Annotated in this window: 14 protein-coding genes; 12 read left to right on the top strand and 2 right to left on the bottom strand. The window is 68.9% G+C overall.

Features of this window, described 5'->3' with window-relative positions:
• Positions 1-102 precede the first annotated feature (102 nt).
• From EMQ25_RS08910 to EMQ25_RS08880, 7 genes are all read left to right on the top strand, one after another.
• Positions 103-3,918: a baseplate multidomain protein megatron gene (locus EMQ25_RS08910; RefSeq protein WP_127188236.1), complete on the top strand. Its 3,816-nt coding sequence runs from the start codon at positions 103-105 to the stop codon at positions 3,916-3,918.
• Positions 3,911-4,684 carry a glycoside hydrolase family 108 protein gene (locus EMQ25_RS08905; protein WP_127188235.1) on the top strand — a complete coding sequence of 258 codons (774 nt, stop codon included), beginning with the start codon at positions 3,911-3,913 and terminating at the stop codon, positions 4,682-4,684. Before EMQ25_RS08910 ends, EMQ25_RS08905 begins: the two co-directional genes overlap by 8 nt.
• A gap of 50 nt (positions 4,685-4,734) precedes the next feature.
• Positions 4,735-5,022 carry a hypothetical protein gene (locus tag EMQ25_RS08900; protein ID WP_127188234.1) on the top strand — a complete coding sequence of 96 codons (288 nt, stop codon included), beginning with the start codon at positions 4,735-4,737 and terminating at the stop codon, positions 5,020-5,022.
• Positions 5,023-5,100: 78 nt separating this feature from the next.
• A complete protein-coding gene (locus tag EMQ25_RS08895) occupies positions 5,101-5,760 on the top strand; it encodes a response regulator transcription factor (protein ID WP_127188233.1) in 660 nt (219 codons plus the stop codon).
• Between the two features lie 9 nt (positions 5,761-5,769).
• Positions 5,770-7,137: a sensor histidine kinase gene (locus EMQ25_RS08890; RefSeq protein WP_158626011.1), complete on the top strand. Its 1,368-nt coding sequence runs from the start codon at positions 5,770-5,772 to the stop codon at positions 7,135-7,137.
• A gap of 55 nt (positions 7,138-7,192) precedes the next feature.
• Positions 7,193-7,696 (top strand): hypothetical protein, encoded by a 504-nt coding sequence (locus tag EMQ25_RS08885; protein WP_127188231.1) that lies wholly within the window; start codon positions 7,193-7,195, stop codon positions 7,694-7,696.
• Between the two features lie 158 nt (positions 7,697-7,854).
• Entirely contained in the window at positions 7,855-9,072 is a 1,218-nt protein-coding gene (locus EMQ25_RS08880) for a hypothetical protein (RefSeq protein WP_127188230.1), read from the top strand.
• Here EMQ25_RS08880 and EMQ25_RS08875 read toward each other — a convergent pair.
• On the bottom strand, positions 8,956-11,427 hold the full coding sequence (locus tag EMQ25_RS08875) for an FAD-dependent oxidoreductase (RefSeq protein ID WP_127188229.1): 2,472 nt from the start codon (positions 11,425-11,427) through the stop codon (positions 8,956-8,958). The two genes, EMQ25_RS08880 and EMQ25_RS08875, sit on opposite strands and share 117 nt — an antisense overlap.
• The gene (locus EMQ25_RS08870) at positions 11,424-12,527 is read right to left on the bottom strand and encodes an FAD-binding oxidoreductase/lyase (RefSeq protein WP_127188228.1); all 1,104 of its coding nucleotides are present in this window, start codon (positions 12,525-12,527) and stop codon (positions 11,424-11,426) included. The genes EMQ25_RS08875 and EMQ25_RS08870 overlap by 4 nt, the downstream gene beginning before the upstream one ends.
• A gap of 129 nt (positions 12,528-12,656) precedes the next feature.
• On the opposite strand from EMQ25_RS08870, the gene ccmI reads away from it, so the two are divergent.
• The 5 genes from ccmI (at position 12,657) to EMQ25_RS08845 (ending at position 17,513) form a co-directional block, all read left to right on the top strand.
• The gene (gene ccmI, locus EMQ25_RS08865) at positions 12,657-13,760 is read left to right on the top strand and encodes a c-type cytochrome biogenesis protein CcmI (protein ID WP_127188227.1); all 1,104 of its coding nucleotides are present in this window, start codon (positions 12,657-12,659) and stop codon (positions 13,758-13,760) included.
• Complete coding sequence (ccmE, locus tag EMQ25_RS08860) at positions 13,757-14,212, top strand: cytochrome c maturation protein CcmE (RefSeq protein WP_127188226.1); 456 nt, start codon at positions 13,757-13,759, stop codon at positions 14,210-14,212. Before ccmI ends, ccmE begins: the two co-directional genes overlap by 4 nt.
• Complete coding sequence (locus EMQ25_RS08855) at positions 14,209-16,191, top strand: heme lyase CcmF/NrfE family subunit (RefSeq protein ID WP_127188225.1); 1,983 nt, start codon at positions 14,209-14,211, stop codon at positions 16,189-16,191. The genes ccmE and EMQ25_RS08855 overlap by 4 nt, the downstream gene beginning before the upstream one ends.
• A complete protein-coding gene (locus tag EMQ25_RS08850; protein WP_127188224.1) occupies positions 16,188-16,679 on the top strand; it encodes a cytochrome c-type biogenesis protein in 492 nt (163 codons plus the stop codon). The genes EMQ25_RS08855 and EMQ25_RS08850 overlap by 4 nt, the downstream gene beginning before the upstream one ends.
• Before the next feature lie 75 nt (positions 16,680-16,754).
• Positions 16,755-17,513 carry a sulfite exporter TauE/SafE family protein gene (locus EMQ25_RS08845; RefSeq protein WP_127188223.1) on the top strand — a complete coding sequence of 253 codons (759 nt, stop codon included), beginning with the start codon at positions 16,755-16,757 and terminating at the stop codon, positions 17,511-17,513.
• Positions 17,514-17,608 lie beyond the last annotated feature (95 nt).

Below are 17,608 nucleotides of genomic sequence, written 5' to 3'. Positions count from 1 at the left end.
CTCAGTCGTCACCCCTCTCCCCTTCGTGGGAGAGGGTGGACCGCGCGCAGCGTGGGACGGGTGAGGGGGCGAGGCCTGCAATTCATTCAGATCGGAGCCGGCATGGCGACGCTTGCATTTTCATTGGCCGGCCAGATGGTCGGCGGGCTCGTGGGTGGGCCGATCGGGGCGACGGTGGGGCGGGCGCTGGGGGCGCTGGCGGGGTCGGCGGTCGATGGCGCGATCTTCGGGGCGCGGCCGGAGCCGGTGTCGCGGACGGGCGCGGATATCCGCCTGCAGGGCTCGAGCGAGGGCGGAGCGGTGCCGCGGCTTTATGGCTGGGCGCGGGTGACGGGCAACATCATCTGGGCGACCGAGCTCGAGGAGATTTCGGGGACGGCGTCGGGCGGCAAGGGGTTTCTGGCCCCACGCCCGCCCGAGGCGGCGTCCGAGCCGACCATCGTCGCAAGCTTTGCGGTGGCGCTCTGCGAGGGCGAGGTGCAACGGTTGGGGCGGATCTGGGCGGATGGCCAGCCGCTCGAGACCGAAGGGCTGTCGCTGCGCTTTTATCGCGGGACCCAGACGCAGGGGCCCGACAGCCTGATCGAGGCCAAGCAGGGGCCGGGCGGCGCGCCGGCCTATCGCGGGCTCTGCTATCTCGTCTTCGAGCGCCTGCCGCTCGGGGCGTTCGGCAACCGCATTCCCAACATCTCGGTCGAGCTCTGCCGGGTGGTGGGGGAACTGGAGCCCGCCATCCGGGCGGTGACGGTGATCCCCGGGGCGAGCGAGTTCGGCTACGATCCCGAGCCGCGCGTGCGGCTCGTGGGGCCGGGGCGGACGGGGGTGGAGAACACCCATCTCTCGCGCGAAGTGTCGGACTGGACGCTGTCGATCGACGAATTGACCGCGCTCTGCCCCAATCTCGAACATGTCGCGCTGGTGGTCGCCTGGTTCGGGGATGATTTGAGATGCGGCAACTGCACGATCCGCCCACGCGTCGAGAGCGCGGGCCGGGCGGTGTCGGGGCCGGACTGGCAGGTGGCGGGGCAGGGGCGCGGGAGCGTGCCCGTGGTTTCGACCCATGCGGGCGGGCCGGCCTATGGCGGCACGCCTTCGGATGGTGCGGTGCGGGCGGCGATCGCCGATCTGCGGGAGCGCGGGCTCAAGGTCACGCTCTATCCGCTGGTGATGATGGACATTCCGGCCGGGAACGCGCTCGAGAACCCCTATGGGGGCGGCGCGGGGCAGCCGGCCTATCCCTGGCGCGGGCGGATCACCTGCGCGCCGGCGCCGGGGCGGGAGGGTTCGCCCGACACGACGGCAGGGGTTGCGGCACAGGTCTCGGCGTTCCTCGGCACGGGGAGCGACTGGCGGTTCCGCCGCTTTGTCCGACACTATGCGAGCCTTGCTGTCGCAGCGGGCGGGGTGGACGGGTTCGTCATCGGCTCGGAAATGCGCGGGATGAGCTTTCTGCGCGATGGGGGCAACGGGTTTCCGTTCGTCGCGGGGCTCGTCGGGCTGGCGGGCGAGGTGCGGACGATCCTCGGGGGCGGTACCGCGATCACCTATGCGGCGGACTGGTCGGAATTTTCGGGGCTCCAGCCCGAGGGCAGTCCGGGCGAGAAATTCTTCCACCTCGATCCGCTCTGGGCGTCGGACGCGATCGATGCGGTGGGGATCGACAATTACATGCCGCTGACCGACTGGCGGGACGGGGAGGCCCATGCCAATGCCGAGGCGTGGGGCGGGCTTTACGACCGGGCGTATCTGAAGGCCGGCATCGCGGGCGGGGAGGGCTATGACTGGTATTATGCGAGCCTTGCCGACCGCATCGCGGGGGTGCGTACGCCGATCGCCGACGGGGTGCATGGCGAGCCCTGGATCTGGCGGTTCAAGGATTTGCGGAACTGGTGGGCGAACGCCCATCACGACCGGCCGGGCGGGGTGCGGGCGAGCGAACCTACGGCCTGGGTGCCGCGGGGAAAGCCGATCTGGTTCACCGAACTCGGTTGCGCGGCGGTCGACAAGGGGCCGAACCAGCCCAATGTCTTCGGTGATCCCAAGAGTGCGGAGAGCGGGCGGCCTTGGTTTTCGAGCGGTGCGCCCGATCCGCTGGTGCAGCGGCAGTTTCTGCGCGCGCAGCTGGAATACTGGGGCGAGGCGGAGAACAATCCGGTCTCGGAAATCTATGGCGGGCCGATGCTCGATCCCGACCGGATCTATCTCTGGACCTGGGACGCGCGGCCGTTCCCGGCGTTTCCGGCCAATGTCGAGGCGTGGTCGGACGGGCCCAATCACCTGACGGGGCACTGGCTCACTGGCCGGCTCGGGGCGCTGGCCGGGGACGAACTGATCGCGGCGATCGGAGCCGACTACGGGATCGATTTCGGCGCGCTCGAGGCTGAACCGCCCTTGATCCACGGCATGCTGATCGAGACCGTGGCGGGCGCGCGCGATGCGCTGGCCCCTGTGCTGTCGGCGACGGGCGCTAGCCTCCACGATCATCCCGAGGGGCTGGCGGTGGCGCGGGCGACGCCGAAATCGGCGCTGTCGGTCACGCGCGAAAGCCTCGTTGCCGATGAGGGGGCGCTCGTGACCCGGCGCCGGCCCGATCCCTCCGAGGCGCTCGGGCGACTTTCGCTCGCCTATGCGGACCGAGAGCGCGACTACCTCACTGGCACGGTGACGGCGGCACAACTCGAGGGCGCTGCGCTCGGGACCGAAGGGGCGGGGCTGGTGCTCGATCTCGTCGGTGCACGCGGCGCGGCCGAGCGCATGCTGGCCGACCGGATGGCGGGGCGTGAAACGATTGAGCTGACATTGCCCCATTCGCTGGCGGGGATCGAGCCGGGCGATGTGATCGCGCCCGAAGGCGAGGTGGATGGCCCGTTCGAGGTGACCGAGATCCGCGACGGCGCGGCGCGGCGGATCACGGCGCGGGGGCTCGCTGGACGCGTCAATGCGGCAATCGTCACCGACCGCCCGCGGCAGACGACGACCGCGCCATCGCCGCGCGCCATGCCGCTACTGGTGCTCGCGCACCTGCCCGGCCTGCCCGGATCGTCCGGGGAAACTCGGGTCCTCGCGGCAGCGCTCGCCGAGCCCTGGCCGGGCGATGTCGTGGTGACTGACGCACTGACCGGCACGGTGCGCGGGCGGATCGGGCGCTCGGCGGTCATGGGGGAACTGGTCGAGCCGCTGGGGCCCGGGCGGGCGGACCTGTGGGACCGGGCAAACCAGCCGCTCGTTCGGCTTTATGCGGGGCATCTGGCGGCCCGGGCGGAGGTCGAGGTGCTTTCGGGCGCAAACCGGCTGCTCCTTGAAACCGATGACGGGCACTGGGAGGTTATCGGTTTTGCGGAGGCGCTGCTCGAGGGCCCGGGGCTCTACCGGCTCAGAGGCCTGCTGCGGGGGCTCGAAGGTACCGATCATGCGATCGGCACAGCCGGGGTGGGGCGACGGATCGTCTTCCGGGACGAGGCGGTGGCGAGCTGGCCGATCGGCGGGGAATGGCTCGATCAGGCGATGAGCCTGCGTCTCTTTGCCGGTCGCGACGACATCGAGGGAACGCCTGCGAGCCTTGCGCTGACGACGGCGCCGGCGCTGCCACTGGCGCCGGTCCATCTGCGCGCCCGGCGTGAGATGCCAGGCGGGGCGGTGAGGCTGAGCTGGGTGCGGCGCAGCCGTGCCGAGACCGATGGCTGGAGCGGGGTCGATGCCCCGCTCGATCTCGTTCCCGAGGCCTATCGGGTCACCATTCTCGATGACGAGGGCCGTGTGGTGCGGACGCTCGAGGCGGGCGGGCCTTCGGTCATCTACGGCGAGGCCGAGCAGATTACCGATTTCGGCGCGCTGCCGACGCGGTTCGACTTCGCCGTGAGGCAGGTGAGCCCGGTTCTGGGCGGCGGACATGAGGCAAGAGGAGAGTTCGATGGTTGAGGAAAGGCGTTTCGCGGCCTGCCTGAACGAGGTGCTGGGCCATGAGGGGGGCTATGTCGACCACCCCTCCGACCCGGGCGGCGCGACGAACATGGGCATCACGCGGGCGACGCTCGCGGCCTGGCGGGGAGTGAGCCCGGTCACTGCCCTGCCCAAGGCGGAGGTGCGGAGCCTCGGGCGAGCCGAGGCCGAGGCGATCTACCGGGCGCTCTACTGGGACCGCTGCCGGGGCGAAATGCTGCCGGCGGGCGTCGATCTCGCCATATTCGACTTTGCGGTCAATTCGGGCGCCGACCGGGCGATCCGGGCTCTGCAGGGTGCACTCGGGGTCAGCCGGGACGGGATCATCGGGCCGGTGACGCTGGGCGCGCTCGAGGCAGGTGTCGCCGCGGGCGGGACTGCGGCGCTGATCGGGACGCTCTGCGACGGGCGGCTCGGGTTTTTAAAGGCGCTGCGGACTTTTGCGATTTTCGGGCGGGGCTGGTCGAACCGGGTCGAGGCGGTGCGCAGCGCCGCGCTCGCCATGGCGCGGGCGGCCGGACTTGCGGACACGGGTTCAACTGGGACGGAAAGGACGATCGGGATGGATTTTCTGCAAGGGTACAAGACCTATATCGTGGCGCTGGCCATGCTGCTGGCGGGCGTTGCGCAGATGCTGGGGGTGGAGCTGCCGAGCTTTTCGGGGCAGTCTGCGGGGCACCTCGTGATGGAGGCGTTCGCGCTGATCTTCCTCCGCTCAGGGCTGAAGGCGTCACTGGCGCGCTAGGAACCTTCATGTTCATGCCGCGTTCAGGGACCTCCGCCTAAATTGTGACGATGAAAAACGCCCTCCTCGCCCTCTTCGCCGCCGGAACCCTGTTCAGCCTCGCGCCCGCCGAGAGCGTGCAGGCACAGGCGTGCCTGTCCAACCAGGAATTGCAGGAGGCGGTGTCCTCGGGTCGGGTGGCGCCGGTGGCGGACGTGCTGGCGCGGGCGGGAGTCGGCCGGGACCAGCAGGTCCTCTCAGTTCGGGCCTGTGACGAAGGCGGGCGGATCGTCTATGTGGTCGGGGTGCTCGGCGCCGACGGCAACGCACAGAACCTGACCCTGCCCGCAGGCTTCTAGGGCCGGGACATTTCAGCCATAATCGCAATGAAGATCGGTCGCGCCTAGGGTGCGGCCGACAGGGCAAGGGGGGCGAAGATGCGGCTATTGGTCGTCGAGGACGACACCAACCTCAACCGGCAGCTCAAGGATGCGCTGACGGATGCCGGCTATGCCGTCGACGTGGCGTTCGACGGCGAGGAAGGCCATTTCCTGGGCGACACCGAGCCCTATGACGCGGTGGTGCTCGACATCGGCCTGCCGCAGATGGACGGGCTGTCCGTGCTCGAGGAATGGCGGCGGGCCGGAAAGACCATGCCGGTGCTGCTGCTGACTGCGCGCGACCGCTGGAGCGACAAGGTGCAGGGGATCGATGCCGGCGCCGACGACTATGTCGCCAAACCCTTCCACATGGAGGAGGTGCTGGCGCGTATCAGGGCGCTGGTGCGCCGCGCGGCTGGACACGCCTCCAACGAGATCGTCGCGGGCCGCGTCCGGCTCGATGCCAAGGCCGGGCGGGTGACCGTGGACGGGCAGGCGGTGAAGCTGACGAGCCATGAATTGCGGCTTCTCTCCTACCTCATGCACCACAAGGGCAAGGTCATTTCGCGCACGGAGCTGACCGAGCACCTCTACGACCAGGATTTCGACCGCGACTCCAACACCATCGAGGTGTTCGTGGGCCGGTTGCGCAAGAAGCTGCCCGATGACTGCATCCAGACCGTGCGCGGTCTGGGCTATCAGATCGCGGAGGACTGAGCCGCCTTGATGCAGAAAGGCTCGATCGCCGCCTCGCTGTTCTGGCTCTCGGCCGGATGGCTGATCGTGGCGCTGGTGGCGACCGCGTTCCTCCTGACCGAGCTCTATTCGCGGGCGCTCGACACGAGCCTTACCGAAACGCTGGAATTCCATCTCGGAACGTTGGTCGAACGGACGCTGGTCGAAGGTGATCCGGCGAGCGCCGAGGTCGCGGTGCAGGATCCGCGCTTTTCCCGCCCGGGCTCGGGCTGGTATTGGGCGGTGACCGCGCAGGAGGGACCGGTGGTCAATCTCTCCGCAAGTCTCGCCGGCAGCATTCCGCCGTCGATACAGACCCCATTCGGCACCAGCACGCTGCGCACCCAGGTGATCCGCGACAGCTTCGGCACGCAGATCCGCGCGATCGAGCGCGAAGTGACGCTGAACGGGCAGCGGCTGCGCTTCCTCGTCACCGGCAGCCTCGATGAGATTCTGGTGCTGGTGGACGATTTCCGCGGGCAGACGCTGATCGTGCTGGGTGCGGTGGGCGTGATGCTGGCCATCATGAGCGCCATCGTGTTCCGGCTCGCCTTGCGGCCCGTGGAGCGACTGCGCGAGGCGATCGAGCAGGTGCGCGAAGGCGAGCGGCAGGCCGTCGAGGGCAGCTATCCGAGCGAGATCGCGCCACTCGCCGAGGAGGTGAACGAGCTGCTGCGCTCCAACACCCAGATCATCGAGCGGGCGCGAAACCAAGTGGGCAATCTCGCCCATGGGCTGAAGACGCCGCTGGCGGTGATGCGCAACGAGGCGAGCGCGGAGCAGGGCGCGCTCGCAACGGTCGTGCTTGCCGAAAGCGAGAAGATGACAACCCTCGTGTCCACCTATCTCGACCGCGCACGCATCGCGGCGCGCACCGCGATCGTGGGCAAGAAGGCCGATGCCACGATGGTGATGCTGCGCCTCGTGCGGGTAATGGAAAAGCTCAACCCCCATTGCGTGATCGCCTTCCAGCGGCCCGATGCCTCGCTGCCCTGGTTCCGGGGCGATGAGGGGGATCTGGAGGAAATGGCTGGCAACCTGCTTGACAATGCATGCAAGTTCTCAGGGGGGCAGGTGGCGGTCTCGATGCAGGCCGAGCGCGTGGCCAGCGGCGCCATGCTGTTGATTCGCATAGAGGATGACGGGCCGGGCCTGAGCGAGACCGAGGCGCGCGAAGTGTTGCGCAGAGGTGTCAGGCTGGACGAAAGGACGCCCGGAAGCGGGTTGGGGCTCGATATCGTCAAGGAGCTGGTTGACGTCTATGGCGGCTCGCTGCAATTGAAGCGCTCTGTGCTGGGGGGACTACTCGCCGAGCTGCGCCTGCCCGTCGCCAAGCTGGGCGGCATGGGGCGCTCCTGACCCACTTTCGCCGCATTGGCCGACAAATAAGGCCATGGCCATAACCGAGATCGACATGCACGCACCCAGAATCGCCTTTCCGCTGATCGCCCTGCTCGCTCTTGCCGGCTGCACCGGCATGGGACCGTCCGGAGAGCTGCGCAGCGGGCCGACCCTGAGTTCGGCGCCGATGACGGCGCTGCCCGAAGCCCCGGTCCAGACCGCTTCGCTGACCCCGCCGCCGGTCACCAACCCCGTGCAGGCGCAGGCCACCGCGCAGGCCATGACCGACGGGCTCGCCTTCCTCGATCCACAGGCGGTCTCGCTCCTCTCGACCGCCGATCGCGGTACCGCCTCGACCGCGCAGTTCAACGCCCTGCAGTTCGGCCGCCCCGGCGCGCCCCGCACCTGGTCGGGCAGCGGCGGCACGGCCGGCAGCATCACCGTGGGCCCCTATGTGCGGGTCAACAATATCGATTGCCGCGATTTCACCCACACCGTGACCCGGAGCGGGCAGAGCTACGCCAAGTCCGGCACCGCGTGCCGCGAGTCGGACGGCCGCTGGACCGTTGCGAGCTAAGAGCGCCGTAACGCATCCGATCGATTGCCTGGCCGTCGCGCCCCCTGAGCGGGGCGGGGCGGCTTTGTCGTTTCTACCGATCGGCATCAGCTTTTCTTAACCGCGCCCGGCATAGGCTGAGGACAACGGCCAAAACCGCTTGTGTCCTTGCCATGCAGATGAACAAGAGCCCGGCGACGCCTGAGATCGCGCATCGCAGCGCAGCGGCCGGACTCGCCTTGCTCGAGCGCCCGGTGGCACGGCCCTTCTTCGGGCTGATCGATACGGTGATCCTGCCAGACGGCGATGCCGGCTTTGCCGGTGCGATCCCCTTGGGCATTGCCGAGGCCTGCTGGATTTGGATGGTCCGCGACCTGGGCGGCGACCTCATCGATCCTGCGATCTCGGGAGTGGAGCCGGGGGCGGTCGACGCGCTCGATGCGCTGATGCCCGAACTGCTGGCCCGCGCGCATGAAGCGCTGGACGCGGCGACCCCCGAAAGCGAGGCAGAGCGGCGGCTCCGCGTACAATTGGGAAGCGATGCGGCCTTCTCCCAACTCCGGCTCGTCCTCGGCGCGCTGAAATCGAGACATTTGCTCGTGCGCGCGCGGGCCTTCGGGAAGGGGCTCGACGCCATCGCCGACGAGGCAGGCCTGCAGGCGGCGCTCGCCCGGGTGCCGCGCGAAGACACGCCGATGACCGCGCTGCTCTGGACCGCCGCGATCGGGGCGGTGGAGCATCCGGGGCGGATCGTCGCCACGATCTCGCGGATGACCGGAAGCACGACCGAGCTCGGTTTCGAACGCGAGGGCTTCGCGCCGCTGATCGAGGCGCTGATGGCCCATGCACAGGCGCAGCTGCCAAAGATCGCGCCACCCGGACATGTCGATATCGAGGCGACGCGACGGGCGCTCGAGCGGTTCCACCGGCTCGTGCGGGCACTGCGGACGCCGCTCGAACTGCTGCGGGTCGGGCGGCGCGCGGCGCTTCTCGCGCGCATGGTCGCGCGGGTGTCAGAACGGATCGAGCCGCGGCTGCGGCGCGTTCAGCCCGATATGACGGCGGCCCTCCGGATCGGCAGGGATGGGCGCCTCGACGAGCGGCAATTGTTCGACGCGCTCAACGGCGTCGCGCTGCTCGCCACGGTGCGCGAGTGCCGCGATTCCCTTGCGCTCAACGTGCTGCTCGAACAGTGCTGGACGCAGGCCGGGCAATCGCTGGAGCTGCATGTGGATCGCCTGCTCGAGGGCTTGCGGCGGGCCCCCGATGACGATGCGATCTCAACGCGGCTCGAGTTCGGGATCCGCATGGCCGAGTTCCGGCTCGGGCCCGATTATGCCGGCGTCATCCGCCGTGCCATGTCCGCTGCCCTGCGCAGGCTCGGACCCGCCGCCTGAACTTTCGGCTGGAAACAACCCATCGAGATCGAGCGCGACCGCGGGCCTGACCGAGGCGAGCGGGAGCAGGCGCACGCCGACGCGCACCATCGGAAAGGCGCGTGCCGGTGGCGGTGAGGTGGGTGCAGGCGGGAGGTGTGGCGCTTCGTCCGGAACAGGTGGCGCGGCATCCTCGATAGAGGTCGGCGCCGGCGCTTCGGGGGGATTGAGTGGCTCGGGCGGTGCCGGTGGAGCCGGCGGGGCATCGGTCGTCTCGCGCCCCGGGGGCACGGGAACCGGGCCGAGCGGCAAGGCGGCGGCGGCCTCCATGCTTTCGAAATGCTCGACGAGCCGCGCGGGCAGGGTGGTGCTGCCATCCCGCAGGACGACGGCTCCGCCAGCCTCGGCGGTTTCGAGCCCGATCACGGCAAGGCCGCCGCGCTTGCCGCCGGGCGCCGAGGCAATGATGACCCCGACGGCCTGGGCCGGGTCGGTGACGTCGGAATTGAGATAAAGAAGCGAACCTTCCTCGAAATCCCGCGGCTCGTCGGAAGCCACATGCCAGAGCGTGGGCCGGGCACCGAACCGGCCGGCGAGGAAGGCCGGCGGGCCGGGGGCATGGCGTGGGCTCGCGAGGATGGCGGGAATGGCGGAGCCGGGCTCGGTGATATTGCCCGCGACGACACACCTCTCCTGGGCGACCAGCATGGCGTCCCGCGCCGGGATGATGCCGAGCTGGATGGCCGCCGCGATGTCGGCGACCCCGAGGGCACGGGCCTGATCGGCCAGAAGCGCCGGCCAGTCGCGGCTGACGAGGAAGCGCCGGCCCCGCCGCTCGATCGCAGGCCGAACCGCGAGACTGCCGCCATGATCGAGATAGGCCGCGCCCTGATGGTCGCGCCGCCGCGGAGCGATCGGCGTCACCGCATCAAGGCTCTCATAGGTCGCGTCCACGGTGCGGTCGATCACTTCGCGCCGCTTGCGCCCAAAGAGCTGGGCGACCGCGACGCCTCCGCTGAGGCTGCAGGCGCCCGTGCTGCGATAGCCGGCTGCGGCGCCGGCAAGCGCGACGCCAGCGACCTGGCCTGCGGGAAGGAGGCGCGCGGTTTCGACGGCCCACCGGCTGCCCCCGCCAGCCATGTGCCAGAGGCCGAGATCGGGTTGCCATCCGCCCGAGACGACGAAGCGCTCGGTCCATCGGGGCGCGGTTTCGGCGCCCTCTTCTTCATGGGTGGCAACGAAGCGGACGGTGAGCCCGCCTAGGCCTTCCGCGCCCATGCCGCGACTGGCGGGCCGGACCCAGGCCGGGATCAGCCCTGGCGCCATGGTGATGCCGAGCGCCTTGCAGAAATCGATGAAGCGCGACTGCGGATTGACGCGCGTATCGGTCATGCGCTGGACCTCTATGCCGCACTCCATCACCTGTCGCGCAAGGCGATAGGCGAGATTGGTGCTGGCGCTGAAGATCGCCTTGCGGCCGACCCAGACGCCGAAATCCTGCGCGAGGCGAAAGGCGCTCGCCATGGCGACGACGCCCGCGGCGCGGTTGCCCGGAAAGACCGGCAGCCGCTCGATGCTGCCTGGGGCGAGCACGATGCGCCGGGCGCGCAGGGCGAGTGTCTGCCCGAAGGGACGCCCGTCGCGGGTTCCGACACGGTGGGCGCGCACGAGCCCACCATAGAGTGCGAAGGCCTCGGTCCCCAGCAGGACCTCGACATTGGCGTGGGCGGCGATTTCGGACCGCAGGCGCGAGACCAGCACATCGGGAGCCTCCTCGCCCTCGACGGCGCCAAAAAGGCGGGCGTCGCCCCCGAGCCGGGTGCGCCGCTCGACGAGCAGCACGCGGTGCCCCGCGCCGGCGGCGGTGAGGGCCGCACCCATGCCCGCGACCCCGCCGCCGACAACGACGAGATCGGCCTCCAGCTTCTCCTCGGGCCCTGCATCGAACCAGGGGCCGTCGAGATTGGCGGCGTCGGTGAGATCGACCCCGAGCGTGCGTGGCGCGCCGAGGAGCCAGTCCCGGGCGCGGATCAGCCGGGGATCGCGATTGAGGGGATGGCGCTGCCAGTCGAGCGTGACGAGGTCGAGACCAGAAATGGCCGGTGTGCGGTTCATCGGCAGGGCGAGAGCCCGGTCCCGGCGCAACTGCCCGCGTTCGATGACGAGAGGGGCGAGACGTTCCCCGAGCGCGAGCTCGGCACCGAGATGCCGCCCGGCACTCTCGATCCCGGATGCGATCGCCGCCGAAAGCACGGTGTCGCCCGCAAAGCCGTACACATCGCGCCCGTTGAGGCGAAAGGTGAGGGGCTTGTCCCGGTCGATGAGCTCGCCTGCGAAATGCGGAAGCCCGGGGCGCATGCGATTGGGCGAAATCAAGAGACGGCCTCCAGCGCGGCTTCGGCTGCGATCGGGCCCTGATAATCGGCCACGAGCGCGCGCTGGTGGAAACGGCCGGGTTCGCGTGGCCCGAAATAAGCGGCTTCCTCGACCGAGGGCTTGCCGGCAATGAACCGCGCGAGGCTGGGCGCGAGGAAAACCCCGATCGGACCGAGGCCGGTGACGAGCGTTGCCCTGAGCCCGCGGGCAGGCCCGACAAGGGGCGCGCCATCACGCGTTTCGACGGTCTGGAAGACCGCCTGTCCGGCCCGGCGCAGCCGCCCCAGATGGGAGAGCGAGGCGCCGATCCGCGCAATCGCCTCATCCGCCGGGCCGCTCGCAAGCGCGGCAATGCCTCGGCGCGGGCGCTGGCTGAGCCGGACTCCGCGATCGAGGAAATCCATGATCGGGGCCGCAAGGGGCGCCGCAGGTTCAGTCAGGAGCGTGGTCGTGCTGTGCACGGTGAGGAGCCGGGCCCGCTCGTCAGCCGGCAGATGGGCGATGATCGGAGCGTCATCGACGAGGATGGCGTGCGCGGCCTCGAGGCTGGAGCCGCCCGAACCGAACCGGACGCTGCCATCGCGCTTGATGACGGGTTCGCCGTCATGCGGGTCGATCCAGCGCACGCCAGCCGATTTCAGCCATGGGTCGAGGGCGGTTTCGAGCAGCGGCCGGTTGAGCGTCAACGCGTCGCGGATGCGCAGCGCGGTCGCCCCCGGGGCGACGATGCCCTCGCCGACGCGCTCGACGGCATAGCCATAGCCCATGGCCATGTGGCGCACATGGGCGAGCGCCTCGCGGGCAGGGGCCGTTTCGGCAACGAAGAGTGGATCGGCGCGCTCGAGCCCGCGCGGCGCGATTCGCAGCAGGAGCTTCTCGGTTTCGACGCTGCCCCGGCGAAGGACGCTCCAGGTTTCGGGGCGGGTGAGGGGGGCGACCGAGAGGTCGATGCCGCGCGTCAGCCGGAAGGCGCCATGGCTCTCCCCGACGAGACAGGCCCGCTGGCCGTGCTCATGGGCGAGAAGGCCGGCAAGAAGCCGGGCGAGAGGGCTCGATCCGAAGACGGCAAAATCATAGGGTGCGGGGGAAATCACGCTCATGTGCGCCCTGGAAACCCGGGGGCTGCGGCAATGCGCCCGGCCTCGAATGGGGCAGGACGGTGCCCTTTTCGCCAAATTCCGCCTATAGATGGCTGAGCCGTCGCCGTCTCACGCAACCGCCCCGGATCCATGGTCTTCTGGTCAATCGCCATCGCCGTCACCCTGATCGCGTGCGCTGCGCTTTATTACGCGGCGCGCGGGCGCGCGGTCAACGCGCCGGAGACAACGGCGGAAGCGGCGCTTGAAAGCCATTTCCGCCTGCAGCTGCGCGAACTGGAGGCCGACATTGCCAGCGGCCGGCTCGGCGAGGCCGAAGGCGTGGCCGCCAAGGGCGAGCTGGCGCGCGAATTGCTGCGGCTGCGCGCTGACGCCAAGCGCCGGCAAAGCCGTGCCTCGCAGGCCGATCGTATCGTCGTGCCCGCGTCGATTGCCGTGATCGCCGGGGTGACGCTGCTGACCTATGGGCTGATCGGCCGGCCCGACCTGCCGACCCAGCCGCTGGCCCAGCGCGCGGAGTTCATCGCGCGCGATCTTGATCTCGGCGACGCCATTGCCCAGATCGAAAGGCAGCTTGCAGCGAACCCCGAGGATCTGCGCGGCTGGCAGGTGATCGCACCGGTCTATCTCCAGATGGGGCGCTATGACGAGGCGGTTGCCGCCTATCGGCGCATCGTCGCGCTCGAGGGATCGACGCCCGCAAATGACGGCAACCTGGCCGAGGCGCTGCTGCTGGCGGCCGGCGGGGTGGCGGACGAGGAGATCATCGGTCTGCTCGAAAGTGTCGCCGAGCGGGCCCCCAGCGACATGCGCTCGCGCTTCTATCTTGCGGGCGATGCGATGCGGCGCGAGGATTACGACGCGGCTGCGCCGCGTTGGCGGGAGCTGCTCGCCGAGGCGGAGGGCAACGAGCCCTGGCTTGCAAGCGCACGCGAAGGCCTGGCGGTTGCCGAGGCGGCGCTGCGCGGCGAAGCGCCGCCGGCTGCAGCGGGCGAGGTCGACGAGGCCGCGATCCGCCGTATGGTCGACGGGCTCACGGCCCGGCTCGAGGCCGAGGGTGGAACGATCGAGGAATGGACCGACCTGGTCCGGGCGAGACTGGTGCTCGGGGAGGTCGAAGAGGCCCAGCGGATCTATGATCTGGCGTTCGAGGCCTATCCCGACGGCGGCGACCGGGCGCCGCTCGACAGCACTGCGGCCCCGGCCGGACTGACGATTGGTGGAGGTAACCGATGACGCGCAAGCAGAAGAGGCTCAGCATTCTGGCCGGGTTCGCCGTGGTGCTGGCACTGGCGACGACGCTGGTGCTCGTCGCGCTGCGCGACCAGATCGTCTTTTTCTACAGCCCCAGCGACATCGCCGAGCGCGGCGTTGCGGCGGGCGAGCCGATCCGGCTCGGCGGGCTCGTCAAGACCGGCTCGTGGACGCGGGTCGGGGAGACCAATGATTTCGTCGTGACCGACGGGCAGACCGAGATGTCGGCGCGCTATGTGGGCATCCTGCCCGACCTGTTCCGCGAGGGGCAGGGCGTCGTCGCTGAGGGCAGCGTGACCCCGACCGGCAGCTTCCTTGCGTCGAACGTGCTTGCCAAGCACGACGAGAACTACATGCCGCGCGAACTCGTCGAAGAGCTGAAGCGGCGGGGCGAATGGGAGCCCGAGGACGTGGCGCTGGGGGCTTCGCGATGAGCATCGAGCTCGGTCATTTCGCGCTGGTTCTGGCTTTCGCCATCGCCAGCGTTTCGGCCGTGGTGGGGCTGGGCTTCTGGAAGAGCGGCGAGCGGATCGCGGGCTTTTTACAGCAGGCCTCGATCCTGCAGTTCGTGCTGATCGGGGCGGCCTTTGCGGTTCTGGTGCAGGCCTTCGTCCTGTCCGATTTCTCGCTCGCCCTTGCGGTCAATCATTCCCATTCCGACAAGCCGCTCCTCTACCGGATCACCGGGGTCTGGGGAAACCATGAGGGCTCGATGCTCCTCTGGGTCCTCATCCTCGTGCTGTTCGGGGCGGCGGTTGCGGCGTTCGGCCGGCAGTTGCCGAGGGACCTGCTCTCGCTCGTCCTGGGCATGCAATCGCTGCTGACCGCTGCCTTTGCGGGCTTTACCGTCTTTACCTCCAACCCCTTCGAGCGGATGAACCCTGCTCCGCTGCAGGGCATGGATCTCAATCCGGTCCTGCAGGACATCGGCCTCGCCATCCATCCGCCGCTTCTCTACATCGGCTATGTCGGGTTCTCGGTCTGCTTCTCGTTCGCGATCGCGGCGCTGATCTCGGGCCGGATCGACGCGGCATGGGCACGCTGGGTGCGGCCATGGACGCTCCTCTCCTGGGTCTTCCTCACCCTCGGCATCTCGATGGGGTCGTACTGGGCCTATTACGAACTCGGCTGGGGCGGCTGGTGGTTCTGGGATCCGGTCGAGAACGCAAGCTTCATGCCCTGGCTCGCGGGCACCGCGCTTCTCCATTCGGCGCTCGTCATGGAAAAGCGCAATGCGATGAAGGTGTGGACGGTGTTCCTCGCCATCATCACCTTCTCGCTCTCGCTCCTGGGCACCTTCCTCGTGCGCTCGGGCATCCTGACCTCGGTGCACACCTTCGCGTCGGACCCCACGCGCGGCCTCGTCATTCTCACCATGCTCGCCATCCTGATCGGCGGTGCGTTCAGCCTCTTCGCCTTCCGCGCCTCGAGCCTGCGCCAGGGCGGGCTCTTCGCGCCGATCAGCCGGGAAGGCTCGCTGATCCTCAACAATCTCTTCCTTGCGACCGCGACCGGGGCGATCCTCGTGGGCACGCTCTATCCGCTCGTGCTCGATGCGCTGACGGGTCGCTCAATCTCGGTCGGCGCGCCCTTTTTCGATCTGACTTTCGCCGCGATCATGGTGCCACTCTTGATCGTGCTACCCTTCGGGCCTTTCCTCGCTTGGAAGCGCGGGGACCTCGTGGCGGTAACGCAGCGGCTGGCGGGCGCCGCGGGGCTCGCGCTCTTCGTCGCCATTCTCATCTTCGCTTTGTCGGGCGCCTCGATCTCCCTTGCGCCGCTTGGCCTGCTGCTCGGTTTCTGGGTCGGCTTCGGCGCCATCGCCGAGCTGATCGACCGGGCGCGCATCGGCCGGCTTCCCTTCCGCGAAAGCATGCGCCGGCTCTTCGGCCTGCCGCGTACGGCCTGGGCGACGGCCATCGCTCATCTGGGGGTCGGGGTGACGGTTATCGGCGTCGTCTCGGTCACCGCCTGGGAGACCGAGCGGGTCTTGACCATGAATGTCGGCGACGTGACCGAGATCGCAGGCTACAGCATCGCCTTTGACGGCATTCAGGACGTGCCCGGTCCCAATTTCGTTTCCGAGGAAGGCACGTTCAGCGTGACCGCGCCCGACGGGGGCACGCGAACTGCGCATCCGGAACGCCGGATCTATACCGCATCGGGCCAGCCGACGACCGAGGCCGCGATCCTGACCTATGGCTTTTCGCAGGTCTACATGCAGCTCGGCGAGGACGGCAGCGGGGAAAGCCACGTCGTCCGGCTCTGGTACAAGCCCTATGTAACCCTGATCTGGATCGGCACGCTGATCATGGCCGCCGGCGGGCTGCTTTCGCTCAGCTATCGCCGCCTGCGCGTCGGCGCCCCGGCCAAGGCCGCGCGGCCGGGCGAGCGAACGGTGCCGGCCGAATGAAGGGCCTCATCGCATTTCTCTTGGCGCTGACGCTCGCCATCGGTCCGGCCCTGGCGGTCAATCCGGACGAGATCCTCGATGATCCCGTGCTCGAAAGTCGCGCGCGGTCGATCTCGACCAATCTGCGCTGCCTCGTGTGCCAGAACCAGTCGATCGACGACAGCGACGCCCCGCTCGCCTCGGACCTGCGTGTGCTCGTGCGCGAGCGGCTGGTGGAGGGCGACAGCGACGCGCAGGTCCTGCAATTCGTCGTCGACCGTTATGGCGAGTTCGTGCTGCTGCGCCCGGTGCTCGGCTGGCACACCATCCTGCTTTGGTCGGCGGCGCCGCTGATCCTGATCGCCGGCGGGGTTGCGATCTTTTTCGGGATCAGGCGGCGGAAGGCTCAACCGATCCCGGCGGCCGAAGGGCTGACGCTCAGCGCCGAGGAAGAAGCCGCGCTCGCAGCCCTTGCGCGGAACGAAACGCCCTCGGATCGCGCGACCTAGCCTTATTGGCTAGAGCCCTCGACTTGTTCACAGGCGGGGTGAGGGCTAACACGGGAAAAACAACCGGTCCCGCCCGTGCCTTTCGATCTCACATCCTTCCTGCCCGAGGGCGTCTCGGCCACCGTGGCGCTGATGCTGATGGTGGTCAGCTTCTTCACCTCCATGCTGACGGCGACGTTCAGCCTTGGCGGCGGCATGCTGATGCTGGCCGCGCTGGCGCTCGTCTTTCCCCCATCAATCGTCGTGCCGGTGCTCGGCGCAGTGCAGCTCGGCTCCAATGCCGGTCGGGTGGCGCTGCAGTTTCCCCACGTGCAGTGGCGGCTGGTGTTCTGGCTCGGCATCGGGGCGGCCGTGGGTACGGTGGTCGGCGGGCAGTTCGTTGCCATGCTCCCCGAGACCATCTTTGCCATGGCGATCGGCCTCTTCATCATCGTGACGACCTGGCTGCCCCAGCCCAAGCTCGACCTTCACGGCCGCAAGACGCTGGTGGTGGGCGGCGCGGTGATCTCGGCGCTGAGCATGCTGGTCGGCGCGGTGGGTCCGCTGATCGCAATGTTCTTCCGCGGACTTGCGGACCGTCGCCAGCTGGTGGCGACCCAGGCCGCGGCGATGACGCTGCAGAACACCTTCAAGGTCATCGTCTTCATCGCCATCGGATTTGCCTTCGCCGACTTCGTGCCGCTGGTCCTTGCGATGATTCTCGCCGGCCTCGGGGGCACGGCGCTCGGCGGCATGCTGCTGATGCGCGTGCCGGACAGGGCGTTCCGGATCGGTTTCAAGATCGTCGTTACGATCGTGGGACTCGACCTCCTGCGCGGGGCGATCTTCGGCTGAGGCTGGATTACCAAGGTTTAATGTTGGCGTCACTTCAAGGAAAGGCGCGGGGGTCCATATAGGAGGCACTTACTGTTGAGAGCCGTCAAGGAGAC

The sequence above is a fragment of the Arsenicitalea aurantiaca genome (genome assembly GCF_003994485.1).
Classification (GTDB): domain Bacteria; phylum Pseudomonadota; class Alphaproteobacteria; order Rhizobiales; family Devosiaceae; genus Arsenicitalea; species Arsenicitalea aurantiaca.
This window is presented reverse-complemented; position numbering and strand designations above follow the sequence as displayed.